We start from the raw sequence: 18,092 nt of genomic DNA on the forward strand, positions 1-18,092 counted from the left end.
AATAGACTTAACTAAAAACTCTCACGCAACCACTGACCAACACGCTGAAAATACCCACGCGTGCCCATCGATAAATGATTTCCTGCCGCCTGCATTGTTTTTTCTTCAAAACCCACCAATTGCGGATAAATTAACAACCCAACAGCAGATGTAAATGCCGCCCCTTTTGCAAGAGAAGGAAGCCTCGAAACACCTAAAGGCCGCCCAATACGAACATTTCTTCCTAATATAGTACGTGCCATTTCTGGCAATCCTGTTAACTGGCTTGCTCCCCCAGTCAAAATAACACGTTTACCAATGATGTGACCAAAACCAGAACGATTTAAACAATCACGGACCATTTCTAAAATTTCTTCAACACGCGCACGAATGATACGCCCAAGAACTGCGCGAGGATATTGAGTTTCACGCTGTTCACTCCCAATTTCTGCTACATTAATCATTTGCCGCTCATCAGCACTTGTTAAAAGTGCTGAACCATAAACAACTTTTAAACGTTCCGCCTCTGTTAGAGACATAGAAAATCCGCGCGCAACATCAAGAGTGACATGATGCCCCCCAACAGCAAAAGCATCCGCATGAATAAATTTTCCCTCAAAAAACACTGAAAATGTTGTTGTTCCACCACCAAAATCAATACATGCAGCCCCTAAATGCGCCTCATCATTCATCAAGACAGCAAGACCACTTGCAAAGGGAGTAGCAACCATTGCTTCAACACTCAAATGTGCACGATTAATACAAGCTTCTAAATTACGCAAAGAGGCTGTTTCTGCTGTTACCACATGCACGTCAACACCAAATATTTCTCCTGCCATGCCAATAGGATCAGAAATTCCTTTATCTCCATCCAATACATAAGAAACTGGAACTGAGTGCATAACGTGACGTTCAGCATCAAAAGCTTTACACGAAACATCTGAAAAGGCCATACGCATATCACGCTTGGTGACTTCACGACCATTCAAATGGACCTTTCCATTAATCAAAGCACTTTGTAATCGACTTGAGGAAAAATTCACAATCACTGAATCCACCACCAAACCAGCCATTTTTTCTGCCGCATCAACAGCCAATCTTATTGATTGTTCTGCTGCAAACATATCCATGACAACACCTGATTTAATACCACGTGAACGTTGTACTCCAAAGCCTAGAATTTCCGTAGAATGTGTACGACCATGTAAATAGTGCGCATGCTTCAAAGGACGCAAACAAGCAATAAGACAAACAATCTTACTTGAACCGACATCAAGAACCGTTAAAAAACGTGTTTTACGCCCTCCCAGATGATGTGATCTAAGCAACATCATGGGTTTCCTGCCTTTCGTGCCTTTAAAATACGTTCTTCTTCTGCTACAGTAGCATGATAACGCTCCAACGTTTCATCTGATAAAGAAACAGTAATTCGATCAGCAAGACGTAAATCAACACTGAGAATATCGCGAGATAAAAGATCTTGTATTGTACCGGACGAAACAAGAGAAGAAAGCCTTTCAAGGGCACCATTTTCAGGTAACATAACGCGCATTCCATTATCCAAAACAAGATCCCAACGTCGATCACCTACCCGCACAAAAGCACGAATACGTTCATATACTTCCGGATAGACTGACAGCGCTTGAATAAACACTTTAGCAGCATTTTGCGCACCCTGCCCAACCACAAGAGGTAAATCCCGAACAATTTCTCCTTTAAGGGGCACAATGACACGACCTGTATTATCAACAATATCCATTATGCTATCATGTTGCCAAATGGCATAGGGTTCACGCTCTACGATAGAAATGCGCATTCTATTGGGATAAATTTTCTGAACATTAGCCGATTGCACCCAAGCCTGTTTTTCTAAAAGAGAACGCGCTCTTTCAACATCAAAAGTGAATATAGAAGGCGCAACATCAAGTTTTAAAATTTTTAAAATATCCTGCTTTGCCAAGCGCTTATTACCGTTTATATCGACGTGAGTAACCACAAAACTACTATCCAATATGATCGTGTTTACGATCACAGCCATCTGACCATTTGATGAAAGTCCATAAAAAGCCGTAACAAAGAAAAAACATACAACAGCAAAAGAGCCGAAATGGCGTGGAATATGAATATTGACAAAAACAAACTCAAACATAACCCGAAGAAAACGACGATAAAGACGCGGGAAAGCTGGCACTGAAAGCACCTCCATCGGAACATTTGTTTTATTCACATTTAACGCATACATGATGCGTCCTCCACCATCCATTGAACAATATCGCCGTAAGTACGACCGCTCGCTTTTGCAATATCAGGAAGAAGAGACGTCGACGTCATACCGGGTTGCGTATTAATTTCAAGCCAAACCAATTCTCCCGTTTTCTCATCAAAACGAAAATCAGAACGGCTAACACCTCGACACCCTATCGCCTGATGAGCTGCTAAAGACATTCTTTGCACACTTTGGTAAATATTTAGTGAAAGTTGTGCAGGACAAATGTGAAGAGAACCACCCGTTTTATATTTTGAGTCATAATCGTAGAATGGAAAGTGTTTATCGGGAAGAATTTCACACACATCCAGCACTTCATTCCCCAAAACAGCACAAGTCAATTCACGACCAGGAATATATTTTTCAATTATCACCTCATCGGCATACCCCCACTCGCTCCCCCCAATATTATGCGGCGGTGCAGCTTCATTTCCCTGGACAATGACAACACCAAAACTTGATCCTTCACACACAGGTTTAATTACATAAGGAGGCTCCATAGGATGCGTTCGACCCAAAGAAAAGCGGCTCATGATACGAGAAGGCGCAACACAAACCCCAACATTTGCAACGATAATTTTTGCACGTCCCTTATCCATTGCCAAAGCGGATGCCATCACGCCAGAATGGGTATAAGGAATTTTTAAATATTCAAGAATCCCCTGAATCCGGCCATCTTCACCAAATGGACCATGCAATGCATTGAAGACAATATCGGGCTGCAACTGTTCAAGAACAGAAGCAATATGGGCGTCAACATCCACGCGGCTCACGCGATACCCCTGCATCTCTAGAACATCAGCACAAGCCGCCCCTGAAGATAAACTTACAGACCGTTCAGAAGAAAAACCTCCCATTAACACAGCTATATGTTTATCTCTCATAATAAATCACCCTCCTTCGCATACTATATGTAGACTATATAGAATACATCAGCACCACATACAGGAAAAACAAAGTTTATCCTTGCGAATCAATAACCTAGCATTTTGCATAATGAATCAGACTCAAAAGCCTGATGCAAGAGATTCTTTGTTAATTTATTGATTCTTAATAGAAATTTTTTATTATCTCTTTGAAATGACTCAATTTTTTATTTACACTTTTTTAGTAAACAACAAATCAATAAAATGGATCAAAAAGAGAAACACTTCGACCACGCTCAAATTGACCGATACGCTCTATTTCCCATTGTAAAAGGTGGGCTGAATTTGCAAAAACACGAGCACGTACTGTTTCTCCCAATGCTTCAAGGTCATATCCTGTTGCTTGCCCTGTATTAATCATAAAATTACAATGCATTTTACTCATTTGAGCGCCACCAATCCGTAAACCACGACATCCTGCTTCATCAATCATGCGCCACGCAGATCCATTCTCAGGATTTTTGAAAGTTGATCCCCCTGTCTTTTCACGAATAGGTTGCACTGTTTCTCTGTGGAGGGAAACTTCATCCATAGCAGCACGAATATCATCTTTATTACCGAGTTTTCCTTCCAATAAAGCAGCCGTAAAAATAAAATCTTTAGGAATATCACAATGGCGATAGGAATAATGCATATCTTTCAAACTCAAGATATGACGTTGCCCTTTACGATCCAGCGCATAGACCTCAACAACACGCGCTGCGGTTTCAATACCATTCGCACCCGCGTTCATTTTAAGAGCTCCTCCAAGAGCACCAGGAATACCATGATAAAAATGAAAACCTGCAATCTCAGCTTCTAAAGCAGCAGCAGCTAAATGTTTATCCGCCGTACCAGCACCAACTAAAAAGCCTTTTGGAGAAACTTGCTGCACTTGCCCAAAATTTTTTGGCGAAAGACGAATCACAACACCAGGAACGCCCCCATCACGCACTAGGAGATTAGAACCGATACCTACAATTGTTACAGGAACAAATTCAGGCAAATTTTGAAGAAAGAGAGCCAAATCTTCTTCATCAACAGGCTGATAAAAAAGCTCTGCCAACCCGCCCGTGCGAAACCACGTTACCTTACGCATCTCAACATTAGGCGTAAGTTTGCCTCTCACGCCACCCAACAGCGGTTGCAATTGCGCCAATAGCGCCTCACCATCAATGTGCTGAAAATTTATCATGACCATCCAATACCGCTAACTGATGAGGCAACGCACAAGCCCATTGTGTGATATTGCCAGCACCAAGAAAAACAATATAATCCTCTGCTTGAGCAAATGTCGAAACAAGAGACACGACATCTTCCAGACCATGTATCAAGCGCACATCACGATGACCCGCCATTTTAATATGCTCTACCAATTCTTGAGAACCAAATCCTACAATAGGCTCTTCACCAGCCGCATAAACGGGCGTAATCAACACTGTATCTGCATCATTAAAACAAGCAGCAAAATCATCAAATAAATGATACAACCGTGAATACCGATGGGGTTGTACAATCGCAATAACACGCCCTTTTGCACTCTCACGTGCTGCACGCAAAACAGCCTTTATTTCAACAGGATGATGTCCATAATCATCAAATATTTCAATGCCCCGCCAACTTCCTGTTCGCGTAAAACGCCGTTTTACTCCGCCAAATTCTGCTAAGCCCCTTTTTATAGCTTCATTTGAAATGCCAAGTTCATGCGCAATAACAATCGCTGCCGTTGCATTGGCAACATTATGCTGTCCTGCCATGGGCAAAAGCAAATTTTTCAACTCAATCTTTCTTCCTGTTTTGCGTGAGCGAACAAGAACATCAAAATGCGTTTTTTGACCATCCATCGAAAGATTAAGAAAACGAACATCCGCTTGTGGATTTGCACCATAAGTAATCACCCAACGATCATCAATACGACCCGCCAATGACTGAACTTCTGGATGATCAAGGCACAAAACAGCAAAACCATAAAAAGGAACATTTTCTACGAATTGCCGAAAAGCCTCACGCACAGCATCAAAACTTCCATAATGATCCAAATGCTCAGCGTCAATATTAGTAATAACAGCAATATCAGCAGGCAGCTTTAAAAATGTACCATCACTTTCATCAGCTTCAACAATCATCCAATCGCCATCTCCTGTACGAGAATTCGTACCATAAGCATTAATAATACCGCCATTAATCACCACTGGATCAAAATGACCAGCATCAAGAAGAGCTGCAACCATTGATGTGGTCGTTGTTTTACCATGTGTACCACCCACCGCAATTGCACGTCGAAACCGCATTAGCTCCGCCAGCATTTCTGCACGTCTGACAAGCGGCAAATGTCTTTCCTTTGCAGCAATATACTCAGGATTTGTTTTTTTAATAGCAGTAGAAAAAACAACAACCTCTGCATTCCCTAAATTTTCAGCACAATGACCTATATGAACGTTAATTCCTTTTCTCCGCAAACGTTCAACATTTGCACTCTCAACTTGATCTGACCCTTGAACTTTATAGCCAAGATTATAAAAAACCTCCGCAATTCCACTCATACCGATTCCCCCGATTCCGATAAAATGGATAACACCTATATCAAGTGGCATTTTCATTAAAAAGCTCCTCTTTTATATCTGCCAACAATCGCCCTGCAATTAAGGATTCAGCCATATCAGCAAGGCAACGGGTTGCATGAGGTTGTCCAACTTTTTTTGCAGAGAGCGCTTGTTTTTCCAATAAATGGGGCGCACAACAAGCGTGCATTAAAAGAGAAAAAAGCTTTTGTGCATTTAAATCTTTTTCTGATACAATTTGCGCACCACCTACACGAGCAAGCAGAGCTGCATTGGCAGCCTGATCATGATCTAAAGCATGGGGATAGGGAACAAGCAAAGCAGGTCTACCAATCACCGCTATCTCACAAACGGATGAAGCCCCAGCGCGCGACAAAATAAAATGAGCATGTGCCATACGTTCAGCCATATCATCAAAGAAAGGAGCAACCTCTGCTTGTACGCCCATATCACGATAGATTTTGATCAACCCTCCTGCTTCACCTCGGACTTGCTGCACAATGCGTAAACGTTTACGGTTCTTATCATCGAATAAAGCAATAGCTTCTGGAACAATATGTGAAAAAGCAGAAGCCCCTTGGCTACCTCCAAAAACCAAAAAATTAAATGGCTTTTCCCCCTCTGAAGAACGATAAGGAATTTTGGCCGCCTTCAACACAGCCTCACGGACAGGATTCCCCGTCAAAAGTATTTTATGAGCATAAGCGCCATTTGGCGACAACAAACCACCAGCGATTGCACGCACAAAAATTGCCAACACCCGATTGGCACGCCCCATAACAGCATTTTGTTCATGAATAAATGTTACACGCCTCGTTAAGGCCGCAATAAAAAGAGGAGGAAAACTCGGATATCCCCCAAACCCTCCAACAAGAACAGGACGTAATTTATAAAACAACGCCAACGATTGCCCCATGCCTCTTAGCAAAGACCAAAACGTCTTTATCAGAGCAAAAGGATGGCGTCGTATAAATGTTGCCGATAAAACGATATGAATATGCTCTTCATCAAAGCACCTAACAAAAGGTCGTGCTCTTTCATCTGTTATTAAATGAACATCATATCCACGCTGCCTTAATTCAACAGAAAGGGCTTCAGCAGGAAAAAGATGTCCACCTGTACCACCAGCCACCAAAACAATAACTTTTTTATCATTCATAAGGAGTATCCAAGACAGAAGAGGAAGAAAAAGCTGAAAGGCGTGCTTCTGGCCAACGACGTGTTAAACTGAGCAAAATGCCCATTGAAAAAGCAATCGCCACCATCGAAGAACCACCATAAGAAATAAAAGGCAATGTCATGCCTTTTGGAGGAATTAAGTGAAGATTAACGGCCATATTAATAGCTGATTGAAAGCCAATCATCATTGCTATGCCAGTAATACCAAGACGTATAAAAGAATCACGTGTATTCATGGCTATATACAATGAACGCATAACGATAAAGCCAAAAAGCATCATAATTAATAAACAAAGAATAATACCATATTCTTCAGCAGCAACGGAAAATACAAAATCTGTATGGCTATCAGGAATGATACGTTTTACTGTTCCCTCCCCAGGACCTTGCCCAAACCAACCACCATTCAAAATAGCCTCACGTCCTACATCCACTTGAAAAGTATCTCCTTCACCTGTCAAAAAACCATTAATACGCTCGCGCACATGATGCAGAAAAAGATAAGCTAAAATAATTCCTACAACACCTAAAATGAGAAAGAGAAAAATAATGGTAAGAGGGACACCAGCAATAAAAAATAGCCCCCCCCATGTTGCACTTATTAAAACTGTTTGTCCAATATCAGGCTGCAAAACCAGAAGCACACAACAAATGACATAAAGTACAATCGCTAACGTATAACCCCAAATTCCCCTCCTGCGTATCTGTTCCGAAAAAAGCCAAGCGGATATAACCACAAAAGCTGGCTTCATAAACTCTGATGCCTGTACAGAAAAACCAAATAGTAGAATCCACCTCCGTGCTCCCTTTAATTCTGGACCCCAAAATAAGGTTGCAACCATAAGAGCAAGCGTTACAATAAGCAAAAGAGCACATAAACGACGAATATTAGGAAGCGAAAAAAAAGAAATGGTAACCATCGTAAAAAATGCTGAAATGCTAAAAATGATATGCCACCGAACAAAATAAAAACTATCAGCAATTCCGATTTTTTTTGCAATAGCGGGGCTGGCAGCAAAAGACAGCATAATACCAATTCCCATTAAAATTAAACAAGCTGCAAAGATAGAGCGATCAATCGTCCACCACCAATTAGCAATTGGATCTCTATCTGCACGCGTAACCATGATATCCACCTTATCCATTTTATAAATTGTCTCAAAGTGAGATGGTTCCCCAGCCTGTTTAACAAACACTTTAAAAACAAAATTACACAAAAAAAGATTCTGGAGTCTTAACGCAAAAATATTTTTTATAACTGATGCTTTTTTTATTGTAACTGCATCACAAAAGAGACAAATGCTTCGCCTCGCATTTCATAATTTTTAAATTGGTCATAACTTGCACAGGCAGGTGACAAAAGAACCGTCACCTCTTTTGCCTTACAACCCATTGCGTCAACAGCTGCTTCACGCACCGCATTTTTCAAAGTTAAGCTCATAGAAAAAGGAAAGGCAGATCCAATAGTGCGAGCAAATTCTTCCGCTGCGCTCCCAATCAAATAGGCTTTACGAATTTTAGGAAAAAATTCTCTAAGAGACTCTATTCCTCCCTTTTTTTCCTGTCCCCCAACAATCCAAAAAATATCATTAAAGGTGGAAAGCGCAGGAGCTGTTGCATCTGCATTAGTCGCTTTGCTGTCATTGATAAACAAAACCGCCCCCATTTTACGCACCTGCTGCATACGATGATCCAGCCCTTTATAACTTGCTAAATGCTTGTTCATAGAGGGATCGGTTATTTTTAAAGCCTGCAATGTTGCTAATGCTATAAGGGCATTTTGCGCATTATGACGTCCGCGCAAAGCAGTCATAGACGCCAGATCTGCAAGCATATGACGCTGTCCGTGACAAACAGAAAAGAGTTTGGTCCCATCTGCATAAAAACCATTTTCAACAAAATGATCCTTGGAAATTGCCCCAATTTTCTTCCCCTCATGAAGCAACTGTTGATATAAAACCCGACAAGCTGCATCATCAACTGAAATAAAAGCCTGAAAAGCCTGAGCAATCAGATGCCTTTTGGTTTGCACATAACAGGCAAAACTCCCATGTCGATCAATATGATCAGGTGTTAAATTTAATAAAAGTCCAATGGTCGGCTGAAGAGAAGGAGTGAGATCAATTTGAAATGATGAACATTCAATCACATAGATACGTTTTTTAACAAATGGCTTAAGCGTCAATATTGCCTTGCCGATATTTCCTCCCATCTGCACATCATAACCCATTTGTTCTAGCAAATGAGCAAGTAAAGCCGTTGTGGTTGACTTCCCATTCGTTCCCGTAATCGCAATGAAAGGAACATCTTGGTCACAAAAACCATAATGCTGTAAAAAATGATGGCGTGCACGAACAAATAACTCAATATCACCGATAATTTCTATATTTTTTTTTCGTGCTTTTTCAACAACCCAATGGGGTTGAGGATAATTTAAAGGAACTCCAGGAGCTAAAATCAATGTAACAAACTCTGACCAATCTTCATAACGGAGATCTCGCGTTGGAATATTGTGCCGAAAAGCCATTTGTACGCTTGAAGGACTATCATCCCACGCCACCACTTCTGCACCGCCACGCATCAATACTTGTGCCGTTGCTAGTCCAGACTTCCCTAATCCAAATAGAGCAACTTTTTGTCCTTTATAACATGCAACAGAAATCAAAATCTCACCGCAATTTAAGTGTTGAAAGACCAATAAGAGCAAGAACAATTGAAATAATCCAAAAGCGTATCACGACTTGGCTTTCAGTCCAGCCTTTTTTCTCAAAATGATGATGTATCGGTGCCATAAGAAATACTCGTTTTCTTGTTAATTTGAAATAACCAACCTGAATAACGACCGAAAAAGCTTCCACAACAAAAAGCCCACCAATAAGAGCCAAAACAATTTCGTGCTTCGTAGCGACCGCAACAGTCCCCAATAATCCTCCAAGAGCCAACGAACCAGTATCTCCCATAAAAATAGCTGCAGGTGGTGCATTAAACCATAAAAAACCAAGCCCTGCCCCAACAACAGCTCCCAATAAAACAGCCAATTCACCTGTTCCCGACACATAATGGATTTGGAGATAATCAGCAAAATTCATATTACCAGAAAGATAAGCAATCAGAGCAAAAGATAAGGCTGCAACCATCACAGGAACAATAGCAAGCCCATCAAGTCCATCGGTCAAATTAACCGCATTACCCGTCGCGACAATGACAAAAGCAGAAAAAGGAATAAAAAACCAGCCCAAATTGATAAGATAATCTTTCAAAAAAGGCAAAGCGAATCCAGATGAACCAATTTTCAGGATGACAAAAGCAGCAATTGCGGCAACACAAAACTCCAAGCTTAACCGTGCTTTCCCAGAAAATCCTTTGTCTGTTTGTTTTGTGACCTTAAGATAATCGTCATAAAATCCAATTGCCCCAAAAGAAAGCATAACCAATAGCGATACCCAAAAATAAATATTCGATAAATTACACCACAAAAATGCCGATATTATAATGCCGGTTAAAATCATCAATCCACCCATTGTAGGTGTTCCAGCCTTTTTAAAATGTGTTTGAGGACCATCAGCACGAATCGGTTGCCCTTTACCCTGCCGCAATTTAAGAGAAGCAATGATGCTAGGTCCAAACAAAAAGACGATAAGCCCCGAAGTAAGCATAGCCGCTATCGTGCGAAAAGTAATATAACGAAATACATTCACACCTGGAAGCCAATCACTAAACGAAGAAAAAAACAGCATCATGGTACAAAAAACCTCTTCAAACTATGGAGAAACCACTTTGTAGCGATCAAGCAATGCAGTCACAATATTTGATGAACAAAGGCTATTGGATGATTTAACCATAAGCAGATCCCCAGAAGAAATTTCTGCTAAAAGAAGCGATAAAATTTTCTCAATATTTTCAGCATAATGAACCTTAACACCAGCAGACAAATCACTGACTAAAGATTTCATCGCCTCACCAAATAGAAAAACCGGATTAGCGCCGGAAAGACGTATTGGCTTTATTAAATCACGATGAAGCTTTGCACTATACTCCCCTAACTCTAGCATATCCCCTAAAATAGCAATTCGCCGCCCCTCTTCCCCGACTGGTCCTGTAGCAAGAAGCTCAAGCGCAGCACGCATAGAAGCAGGATTAGCATTATAGCTTTCATCAATGAGATAAAATTCACCCCCATTTGATAAAGACAGTCGATAACGAACACCTCGCCCCTTTTGAGAAGAAAAATGGCGAAAAAAAAGAAAAATAGGCTCTAACTCAACCCCCATAGCATCACAAGCAGCAATAACCCCTAAACTATTTTGCACAATATGGCGTCCGGGAGCACCAATTTGAACCTCCCTATCCCGCCCCCTAATACGTACAATCATAGAAGAACGATCGGTTAGAAGACATATATCTCGCGCTTGATAATCAGCATTTTTAGTTTCACCAAAGCTTAAAATCTTCTTTACACCGTATTTTTTTGCTTTTTGAACGAGATAAGAAAAAAAATCACTATCCGCATTTAAAATGGCAATGCCTTTCTCATCTAATCCTTCAAAAATTTCAGCTTTTGCCTTTGCTATTTCTTCAAGATTTTTGAAAAAACCCATATGTCCTGCACAAATATGCGTAATGAGGGCAACATGCGGACAAACCAGTTTGACCAGAGGGCGAATTTCATCTCTATGATTCATGCCAATTTCAAAGATACCATAATCACTCTCCATAGGCATCCGCGCTAAAGTGAGTGGAACTCCCCAGCAATTGTTTAAAGAAGCAAGATTTGCATGAACGTTCCCAGCCGTTGCAAGTGCTTGTTTCAAAGCTTCTTTTGTCGTTGTTTTTCCCACCGATCCTGTTATCGCGATAATCTTAGCTCTTGAACGTTTGCGTGCAGCTTGTGCAAGTTTTTCTAGGGCTTGCAAAACATCAGGAACAATAATGAGTGGAGCCGATATCTTTTTCATATCCCTCAAACGATGTTCCGCAACGATAAGGACGCCTGCACCTCGTTCATAAGCTTGCGCAGCAAAATCATGACCATCAAGATGATGCCCCTTAATGCAAAAAAAAATATCACCTTCCGCAAGAGTACGGCTATCAATGGAAACCCCAGAAAAAGTTTCTGGGATGCTTCCCATTACAATACCATTAATGGCAGCAACAAGTGCTTGCTTATCCCATAAAGCTGTCATTTCTTTCGATCCTCTAGAGCTTCTATCGCTTTCAGACGATCTGAAAAAGGATAAGTTGTCTGCCCTATAATTTGGCCATCCTCATGACCTTTTCCAGCAATAATTAATGTATCACCAACTTTCAAAAGCTCCACTGCGTAAGAAATAGCCTCACCACGATCTGCTATCTCTATTGCTGTTGGCACCGCCTGTAAAATATCCTTGCGTATTTTTTCTGGCATTTCTGTGCGAGGATTATCATCCGTTACAATAACAATATCCGCTTTATCCGCCGCAATTTTCCCCATCAAAGGTCTTTTTCCTTGATCACGATCTCCTCCACAACCAAAAACAACAATCAAACGCCCTTGCGTAAAGGGACGAACAGAAAGCAAAACCTGCTCCAAAGCTTCTGGTTTATGGGCATAATCAATATAAACAGGCGCATTATTTTCTGTCTTTCCGACAAACTCTAACCGCCCAGGTGCCCCCTGCAAAGTTTCAAGCGCAGAAAAAACCTTATGAGGTGAAACACCCGTTGCAATTGCTAACCCTGCTGCCATAAGCGCATTGGCTACCTGAAAATCTCCCGCTAAAGGCAAATCAAATGTATAAATATTGTTTTCCACACGGCACTCAATACACTGTTTAGAGCGTTGATGTTCGACACGATTAATCGTGATAAATTGCCCTTTACGACCAATTGTCAAGACACGGCGGCGCGCTTGTGTAACAACATCAATAACCTTTTGTGAATAAACATCATCAGCAAAAATCAAAGCAGGAGAAGATACAGGCAAAAGTGTATCAAACAATCTCATTTTAGCCCGCAAATAATCCTCTACCCCCGTATGATAATCCATGTGATCTCGCCCTAAATTGGTAAAGGCCCCAGCCGTTAAGCGGACTCCATCAAGTCGTCCTTGATCAAGCCCATGCGAAGAAGCTTCAAGAGCTGCATGAGTTACACCTTCATAAGAAATTTCACAAAGAAGACGGTGTAAGACGACCGGATCAGGTGTTGTGAGAGAACCATAAACATTCCGTTTAGGAGAAACAACACCAACCGTTCCTATACTCGCAGCACAAAATCCAACATGAGTCCAAATTTGCCGAATAAAAGAGACAACAGATGTTTTACCACTTGTACCAGTTACAGCAACGACCGTTTCAGGCTGAGAACCGTAAAAACGTGCAGCTGCCAACGCTAAACTATGACGAACATTAGAAACACGTAAAATGGGAACAGATAAATCCTCAAGAACAGCATAACAATCTGTAACAATTGCTCGTGCGCCACGCTTTATCGCATCATCTATATAGTGTCTTCCATCATTTTTTTTTCCTTGAACAGCGACAAAAACATAGCCTGGCAAGACTTGTCGAGAATCCGCACTGATTCCTGTTATTTCCATTGAAGAAAGATTCTGATCTTCAAGACATTCTGTAAAAACTGTTCCAAACAACATAACGATGCACCTTTGTATTCATTTTACCGTTGTTTAATGAAACTTGAATTGCTCTTTTTACTTAAAAGAGGCGAATATTCTTTTTTAAAATCGGGTTTTACACCAAGAAAACTAGCTGTACGACGAACAATATTAGCAAGCATTGGTCCAGCATTCATCCCCGCTGTTGCTGAACGCTGTCCCTCTGCAGGCTTTGGTTCATCAATAATTGTTAAAACAACATAAACAGGATCATCAATAGGAAAAGCAGCAAGAAAACTATTGAAATTTCTTGTTTTAGAATATTTTCCATTTTCAACTTTTTCAGCTGTTCCTGTCTTACCACCAACCCGATAACCTTCAACTTTTGCATTACGTCCAGAACCAATATCACTATTTAATTTATAAAGGTAACGCATATTTTGACTTGTTTTAGCATGCAAAACCCGTTTTGCATGGTGCAAAGTTTGTTCTTTTGTACGTTTTAAAAATGTCGGAGTAATTAACCAACCACCATTCATTAAAGCAGCAGCCCCAACAGCCGTTTGCAAGGGTGTTGTTGCCATACCATGCCCAAAAGAAATCGTCATAGAATGGATATCCTTCCAATGATGTGGCACAATAGGATGGGCAACTTCAGGCAGCTCTGTTGTGAGACGATCCAGTAACCCAAGTTTTTGCAAAAAACCACGATGTTTATCAATCCCTATCGCCAATGCCTCTTTAGCAGAACCAATATTGGAAGAATAAATAAAAACCTCCCATAACGTTAAGGGACGATTTTTTCCATGAAAATCATGAATCGTATACCCACTACTTGCTTTTATTGGCTTTGAAGCATCAATAATACTGTTTAAATGAAAAATATCGGAATCAAGAGCCATGGCAGTCGTAAAACTTTTAATGATCGATCCCATTTCAAAAGCTCCTGCCGTCATCCGATTGAGACGATCACTTTTTAAAGCTTCAATAGGATTTCCAGGATTAAAATCTGGTAGTGATGCCAAAGCCAAAACTTCCCCCGTATGTATATTTAAAATAACAGCTCCTGCAGCAATTGCCCTATAACGCTTCATAGCCTGAATAAGTTCATCATGAACAATTGCCTGAACACGCACATCAATCGAAAGCTGAACTTGTTTTAATGATTCTTCCATGGCAAGACCCGTGGCACGCAAAGAACTCAACCCCGCATCATCAATATATTTTTCCATACCTGCAATGCCCTGATTATCAACATTCACCATACCAAGAATATGGGAAGTTACAGGTCCATCAGGATAAAAACGACGAATTTCAGTCCGAAAACCAATTCCTGGTATACCAAGAGCCATAATTTGCGTCTTCTGCATTGGTGTTAACCCACGCTGTATCCAAGAAAAACCAGACTTTCTTTTTAAGCGCTTATAGGTTTCCTGCCAATTAAGATCAGGCAAAACTGTTGAGAGCAATTCAATTGTTTCATCCACATCAATAATACGTCGTGGCTCAGCAAAAAGTGAATAAGTTTTAATATCTGTTGCCAATAAACGACCCTTACGATCAACAATATCAGGCCGTACCATCAATTGAAGAACTCCTGGCCCCTTTGCTTCTTCAATCTGTCCACCTTCCAACCCATAAGAAATAAGGCAAGCCCCCATGATGCCATATAAAATTAAAAAGCAGAACAACGAAAAAAGCAAACGTGGACGACTAGAATAGGGACGACGAACAGAGACATTATGATTATTCAACGAATTCTTTAAACGCTTTTTCTTCTGTGAGAATAAAAAAGTCGATTTCATTACTGCGCGCCTTTTTGGACAACACCATTTATCTGAGAAGCCCGATTATTTGTCAAAATATCCTGATTATCTTCCAAGATATTTTGTTTAATCACTTCTTCAATTTGATCATGTACCCGTACCGGAATGTCTTTAAACTCCACGATTTGACGCGGCTGTATAATCTCTAACCCAAGTTCTTTTTGATAACGTTTCGCAAGTTTTTGCATGCGTGAAGGCCTTATCATCACAGCCCACTCAGCACGAAGCAAACTTACCGTATTTTTTGCTGCAGCAATTTCATGCTCAAGATGACGAACTTCGTTCATTCGTTTTTGAACATCATATTTTACCTTATAAGTAAGACCTGCCATACAAATCATAATCATCACTAAGATCATATCAAATGTACGAAAAACTGTCATTTCTTGCCGCTTTCAAAAATGGCAATCTCTGCTAAACCAAATAATTTCATATCTGCTGCAAGAGCCTCTGCTTCAGTTCGTACACCAATACGCAACCTTGCAGAACGTGAGCGTGGATTTTTCAGTAACTCCTCTTTAGTTGCCGTGATCCCCCCTTTAAACAAAGAAAAAAATGTTGCTGGAGCAGCCTTTATTTCAGGCAGATAGCGTGATCTCATACATTCTCCAGAACGAACCGAAAAAAATCTTTTGACCATACGATCTTCAAGGGAATGAAAACTGACAACACCCAAACGACCTCCAGCTTTTAAAACGCGTTCAGCAGCAAATAAACCACATGCCAATTCACCAATTTCATCATTAACATATATACGAAGAGCCTGAAATACACGTGTAGCAGGATGAATACGATCTCCTGGCTTACGTCCTATCAACGCTTCGATAGCAGACGCCAAATCACCTGTACGCATAAAAGGCTGAACAACACGACGCTTTTCAATCATCCGTGCAATTCGCCCCGCATAACGCTCTTCTCCTAACATCTTAAAAATACGTGCCAAATCCCTTGCTTTTAAATGATTTACAACATCGCTGGCTGTAAAACCAGTCTGAGCCATTCGCATATCCAATGGACCATCTTTTTGAAAAGAAAAACCTCTTTCTGCTTCATCAAGCTGCATTGAAGAGACGCCAATATCCAAAATAACTGCATCCACCTTCTCTTCAACGACACAATGGAGCTGTGAAAACGCCATATGGACCAAACGAAGTCGTGGAAAAAATTCTTCAACAAGCGATTGTCCTGCACTAATAGCATGAGGATCACGATCAAGAGCAATCACCTCCGCCCCTGCCTTTAACAAAGCGCGCGTATAACCACCAGCACCAAAGGTGCCATCAATCACTTTTGCTCCAACCAATGGCATAAACCCAGCCAAAACTGGCTGCAACAACACTGGAATATGGCGTTCAACTCTTTGATCCTGCTTTATCAAAATAATCCGTCTTGAAGTTATGCTGTCTCAAATCAACAGCTCTCTCATAGAAACTGATCTTAGAATAACCTAGCCTTCAACTTTCATATTAATCACAATGAACGAAAAAACTAAAGTTATCCCAAAACAGATCCTAACGCATTATACTTAAAAAAATGTTATAATTTTTTAAAATACTCTTTTCTCAAATGTCCATTTCAAACACATAGACTCCATAAAAGACTATATATAATCGATCTTATAAAATATCGCGTATCATCATGAAATATCAGTCGGCCTATAAGCCGGGTTCTGTAGAGTAAAGCTTACACTTTACATGGCAACCATTCATCTGGGACGGATGTTACCATCCGCCTCGTGCAACCTACCCAAATGACTCGCCCGGAAATCGGCTGCAAATTAAATTTTGCACGTCATTTCTATTTGGTCTTGCTCCCGGTGGGGTTTACCTTGCCACATTCATTACTGAATGCGCGGTGGGCTCTTACTCCACCCTTTCACCCTTACCTATAAAAATAGGCGGTTTACTTTCTGTGGCACTTTCCCTAGGGTCACCCCCGCCGGGTGTTACCCGGCACCGTCTTTCCATGGAGCCCGGACTTTCCTCACCTGCCACATTTCAGCATTAAACAAGCGCGGCTGCCCAGCCGACTGACGCATTAATTTATAAAACATTTTCTGCTCCGTGAAAATAGCATCTTAAAATATTTTATAGCAACCTGTCTACAAAGATGTTTTTATTTTAATGAAGCCAGATAAGTTTTCACTTTTGCGCAATATTTCGCCGAAATAGAATTCATTTTTTTTGCAGCATGACCTGCGTTATATTTAAGGATTGTACCACACGTACTTCCACCACTGAGTTTATACGCCCGAGCCAAATAACGTATACCATATTCAAGATTGGTCGCAGGATCGTACAAATCCTGTACAGAACCACTAAAGCCCAACCCTCGTGCCGTAGAGGGTTTAATTTGCATCAAACCTATTTCGCCAGCAGCCCCCTTTATACTTGCTTTATAATTACTTTCAACTTTTACAACAGCATGTGCTAAATTAACGGGAACATTATATTTATTCGCAAGTTTCTGAATAAGAAACTCATAAGGACGATGAGAAATCTTAGAAGCAACAATCACTGAGGCTTCTCCTGATTCTGCAACATTTAAGACATTATGAGTCCAACTTATATCAAGTACAAAAAATACAGCACACGCTGTATTTAACAAGATTTTCAAAAATTGCATTTTCCTTCTCTTCACTCAAACATTCTCAAATTCTAGCCGCACATAATTTGCAAACGTATTGTACAAAAAAAGAAAGCAAAAGAACGGCTTGAAAAAGGAAAGAGTAAGACAATTTCAAGATAAAATTCTGCAACAAAAGAAAATCTCTTTATGCAAAAA

The 18,092-nt window shown here is 40.7% G+C and carries 15 protein-coding genes and 1 other RNA gene; all 16 read right to left on the reverse strand.

All coding sequences use genetic code 11. The features are described from left to right. Positions 1-11 precede the first annotated feature (11 nt). The 16 genes from ftsA to ACFIJS_RS02680 all read right to left on the reverse strand — a co-directional run bounded on the left by ftsA (position 12) and on the right by ACFIJS_RS02680 (position 17,933). Entirely contained in the window at positions 12-1,313 is a 1,302-nt protein-coding gene (ftsA, locus tag ACFIJS_RS02605; protein WP_375649648.1) for a cell division protein FtsA, read from the reverse strand. After that, the gene (locus tag ACFIJS_RS02610) at positions 1,310-2,221 is read right to left on the reverse strand and encodes a cell division protein FtsQ/DivIB (protein WP_375649650.1); all 912 of its coding nucleotides are present in this window, start codon (positions 2,219-2,221) and stop codon (positions 1,310-1,312) included. Before ACFIJS_RS02610 ends, ftsA begins: the two co-directional genes overlap by 4 nt. Beyond that, the gene (locus ACFIJS_RS02615; protein WP_375649653.1) at positions 2,209-3,129 is read right to left on the reverse strand and encodes a D-alanine--D-alanine ligase; all 921 of its coding nucleotides are present in this window, start codon (positions 3,127-3,129) and stop codon (positions 2,209-2,211) included. Before ACFIJS_RS02615 ends, ACFIJS_RS02610 begins: the two co-directional genes overlap by 13 nt. 238 nt (positions 3,130-3,367) lie before the next feature. Beyond that, on the reverse strand, positions 3,368-4,345 hold the full coding sequence (gene murB, locus ACFIJS_RS02620) for a UDP-N-acetylmuramate dehydrogenase (RefSeq protein WP_375649655.1): 978 nt from the start codon (positions 4,343-4,345) through the stop codon (positions 3,368-3,370). Further along, positions 4,323-5,750, reverse strand: coding sequence for a UDP-N-acetylmuramate--L-alanine ligase (murC, locus tag ACFIJS_RS02625; RefSeq protein ID WP_375649658.1), 1,428 nt, complete (start codon positions 5,748-5,750; stop codon positions 4,323-4,325). The genes murB and murC overlap by 23 nt, the downstream gene beginning before the upstream one ends. Then, positions 5,734-6,870, reverse strand: coding sequence for a UDP-N-acetylglucosamine--N-acetylmuramyl-(pentapeptide) pyrophosphoryl-undecaprenol N-acetylglucosamine transferase (locus ACFIJS_RS02630; protein ID WP_375649660.1), 1,137 nt, complete (start codon positions 6,868-6,870; stop codon positions 5,734-5,736). Before ACFIJS_RS02630 ends, murC begins: the two co-directional genes overlap by 17 nt. Further along, complete coding sequence (locus ACFIJS_RS02635) at positions 6,863-8,017, reverse strand: FtsW/RodA/SpoVE family cell cycle protein (RefSeq protein WP_375649663.1); 1,155 nt, start codon at positions 8,015-8,017, stop codon at positions 6,863-6,865. The genes ACFIJS_RS02630 and ACFIJS_RS02635 overlap by 8 nt, the downstream gene beginning before the upstream one ends. 143 nt (positions 8,018-8,160) lie before the next feature. After that, positions 8,161-9,555 carry a UDP-N-acetylmuramoyl-L-alanine--D-glutamate ligase gene (gene murD / locus ACFIJS_RS02640; protein WP_375649665.1) on the reverse strand — a complete coding sequence of 465 codons (1,395 nt, stop codon included), beginning with the start codon at positions 9,553-9,555 and terminating at the stop codon, positions 8,161-8,163. Between the two features lie 4 nt (positions 9,556-9,559). After that, on the reverse strand, positions 9,560-10,630 hold the full coding sequence (mraY, locus tag ACFIJS_RS02645) for a phospho-N-acetylmuramoyl-pentapeptide-transferase (protein WP_375649669.1): 1,071 nt from the start codon (positions 10,628-10,630) through the stop codon (positions 9,560-9,562). A 21-nt stretch (positions 10,631-10,651) separates the two neighbouring features. After that, positions 10,652-12,073 carry a UDP-N-acetylmuramoyl-tripeptide--D-alanyl-D-alanine ligase gene (gene murF, locus ACFIJS_RS02650; protein WP_375649671.1) on the reverse strand — a complete coding sequence of 474 codons (1,422 nt, stop codon included), beginning with the start codon at positions 12,071-12,073 and terminating at the stop codon, positions 10,652-10,654. Beyond that, positions 12,070-13,521: a UDP-N-acetylmuramoyl-L-alanyl-D-glutamate--2,6-diaminopimelate ligase gene (locus ACFIJS_RS02655; RefSeq protein ID WP_375649673.1), complete on the reverse strand. Its 1,452-nt coding sequence runs from the start codon at positions 13,519-13,521 to the stop codon at positions 12,070-12,072. Before ACFIJS_RS02655 ends, murF begins: the two co-directional genes overlap by 4 nt. A gap of 23 nt (positions 13,522-13,544) precedes the next feature. Next, positions 13,545-15,287 carry a peptidoglycan D,D-transpeptidase FtsI family protein gene (locus ACFIJS_RS02660; RefSeq protein WP_375649675.1) on the reverse strand — a complete coding sequence of 581 codons (1,743 nt, stop codon included), beginning with the start codon at positions 15,285-15,287 and terminating at the stop codon, positions 13,545-13,547. Then, positions 15,287-15,691, reverse strand: a complete 405-nt coding sequence (locus ACFIJS_RS02665; RefSeq protein WP_375649676.1) for a hypothetical protein — start codon at positions 15,689-15,691, stop codon at positions 15,287-15,289. The genes ACFIJS_RS02660 and ACFIJS_RS02665 overlap by 1 nt, the downstream gene beginning before the upstream one ends. Continuing rightward, entirely contained in the window at positions 15,688-16,686 is a 999-nt protein-coding gene (gene rsmH / locus ACFIJS_RS02670; RefSeq protein ID WP_375649677.1) for a 16S rRNA (cytosine(1402)-N(4))-methyltransferase RsmH, read from the reverse strand. Before rsmH ends, ACFIJS_RS02665 begins: the two co-directional genes overlap by 4 nt. 264 nt (positions 16,687-16,950) lie before the next feature. Further along, positions 16,951-17,341: RNase P RNA component class A (gene rnpB, locus ACFIJS_RS02675), an RNA gene on the reverse strand. Positions 17,342-17,423: 82 nt separating this feature from the next. Next, positions 17,424-17,933: a lytic transglycosylase domain-containing protein gene (locus ACFIJS_RS02680; RefSeq protein WP_375649679.1), complete on the reverse strand. Its 510-nt coding sequence runs from the start codon at positions 17,931-17,933 to the stop codon at positions 17,424-17,426. Between the last annotated feature and the right edge of the window lie 159 nt (positions 17,934-18,092).

This window comes from Bartonella sp. OT172YNZD, assembly GCF_042193725.1.
GTDB lineage: Bacteria > Pseudomonadota > Alphaproteobacteria > Rhizobiales > Rhizobiaceae > Bartonella > Bartonella grahamii_A.

Excerpts from the sequence above, each read along its gene's own strand:
- ftsA (WP_375649648.1), bottom strand. The coding sequence starts at position 1,313 with ATGATGTTGCTTAGATCACATCATCTGGGAGGGCGTAAAACACGTTTT.
- ACFIJS_RS02610 (WP_375649650.1), bottom strand. The coding sequence starts at position 2,221 with ATGTATGCGTTAAATGTGAATAAAACAAATGTTCCGATGGAGGTGCTT.
- ACFIJS_RS02615 (WP_375649653.1), bottom strand. The coding sequence starts at position 3,129 with ATGAGAGATAAACATATAGCTGTGTTAATGGGAGGTTTTTCTTCTGAA.
- murB (WP_375649655.1), bottom strand. The coding sequence starts at position 4,345 with ATGATAAATTTTCAGCACATTGATGGTGAGGCGCTATTGGCGCAATTG.
- murC (WP_375649658.1), bottom strand. The coding sequence starts at position 5,750 with ATGAAAATGCCACTTGATATAGGTGTTATCCATTTTATCGGAATCGGG.
- ACFIJS_RS02630 (WP_375649660.1), bottom strand. The coding sequence starts at position 6,870 with ATGAATGATAAAAAAGTTATTGTTTTGGTGGCTGGTGGTACAGGTGGA.
- ACFIJS_RS02635 (WP_375649663.1), bottom strand. The coding sequence starts at position 8,017 with ATGGTTACGCGTGCAGATAGAGATCCAATTGCTAATTGGTGGTGGACG.
- mraY (WP_375649669.1), bottom strand. The coding sequence starts at position 10,630 with ATGATGCTGTTTTTTTCTTCGTTTAGTGATTGGCTTCCAGGTGTGAAT.
- murF (WP_375649671.1), bottom strand. The coding sequence starts at position 12,073 with ATGACAGCTTTATGGGATAAGCAAGCACTTGTTGCTGCCATTAATGGT.
- ACFIJS_RS02655 (WP_375649673.1), bottom strand. The coding sequence starts at position 13,521 with ATGTTGTTTGGAACAGTTTTTACAGAATGTCTTGAAGATCAGAATCTT.
- ACFIJS_RS02660 (WP_375649675.1), bottom strand. The coding sequence starts at position 15,287 with ATGAAATCGACTTTTTTATTCTCACAGAAGAAAAAGCGTTTAAAGAAT.
- ACFIJS_RS02665 (WP_375649676.1), bottom strand. The coding sequence starts at position 15,691 with ATGACAGTTTTTCGTACATTTGATATGATCTTAGTGATGATTATGATT.
- ACFIJS_RS02680 (WP_375649679.1), bottom strand. The coding sequence starts at position 17,933 with ATGCAATTTTTGAAAATCTTGTTAAATACAGCGTGTGCTGTATTTTTT.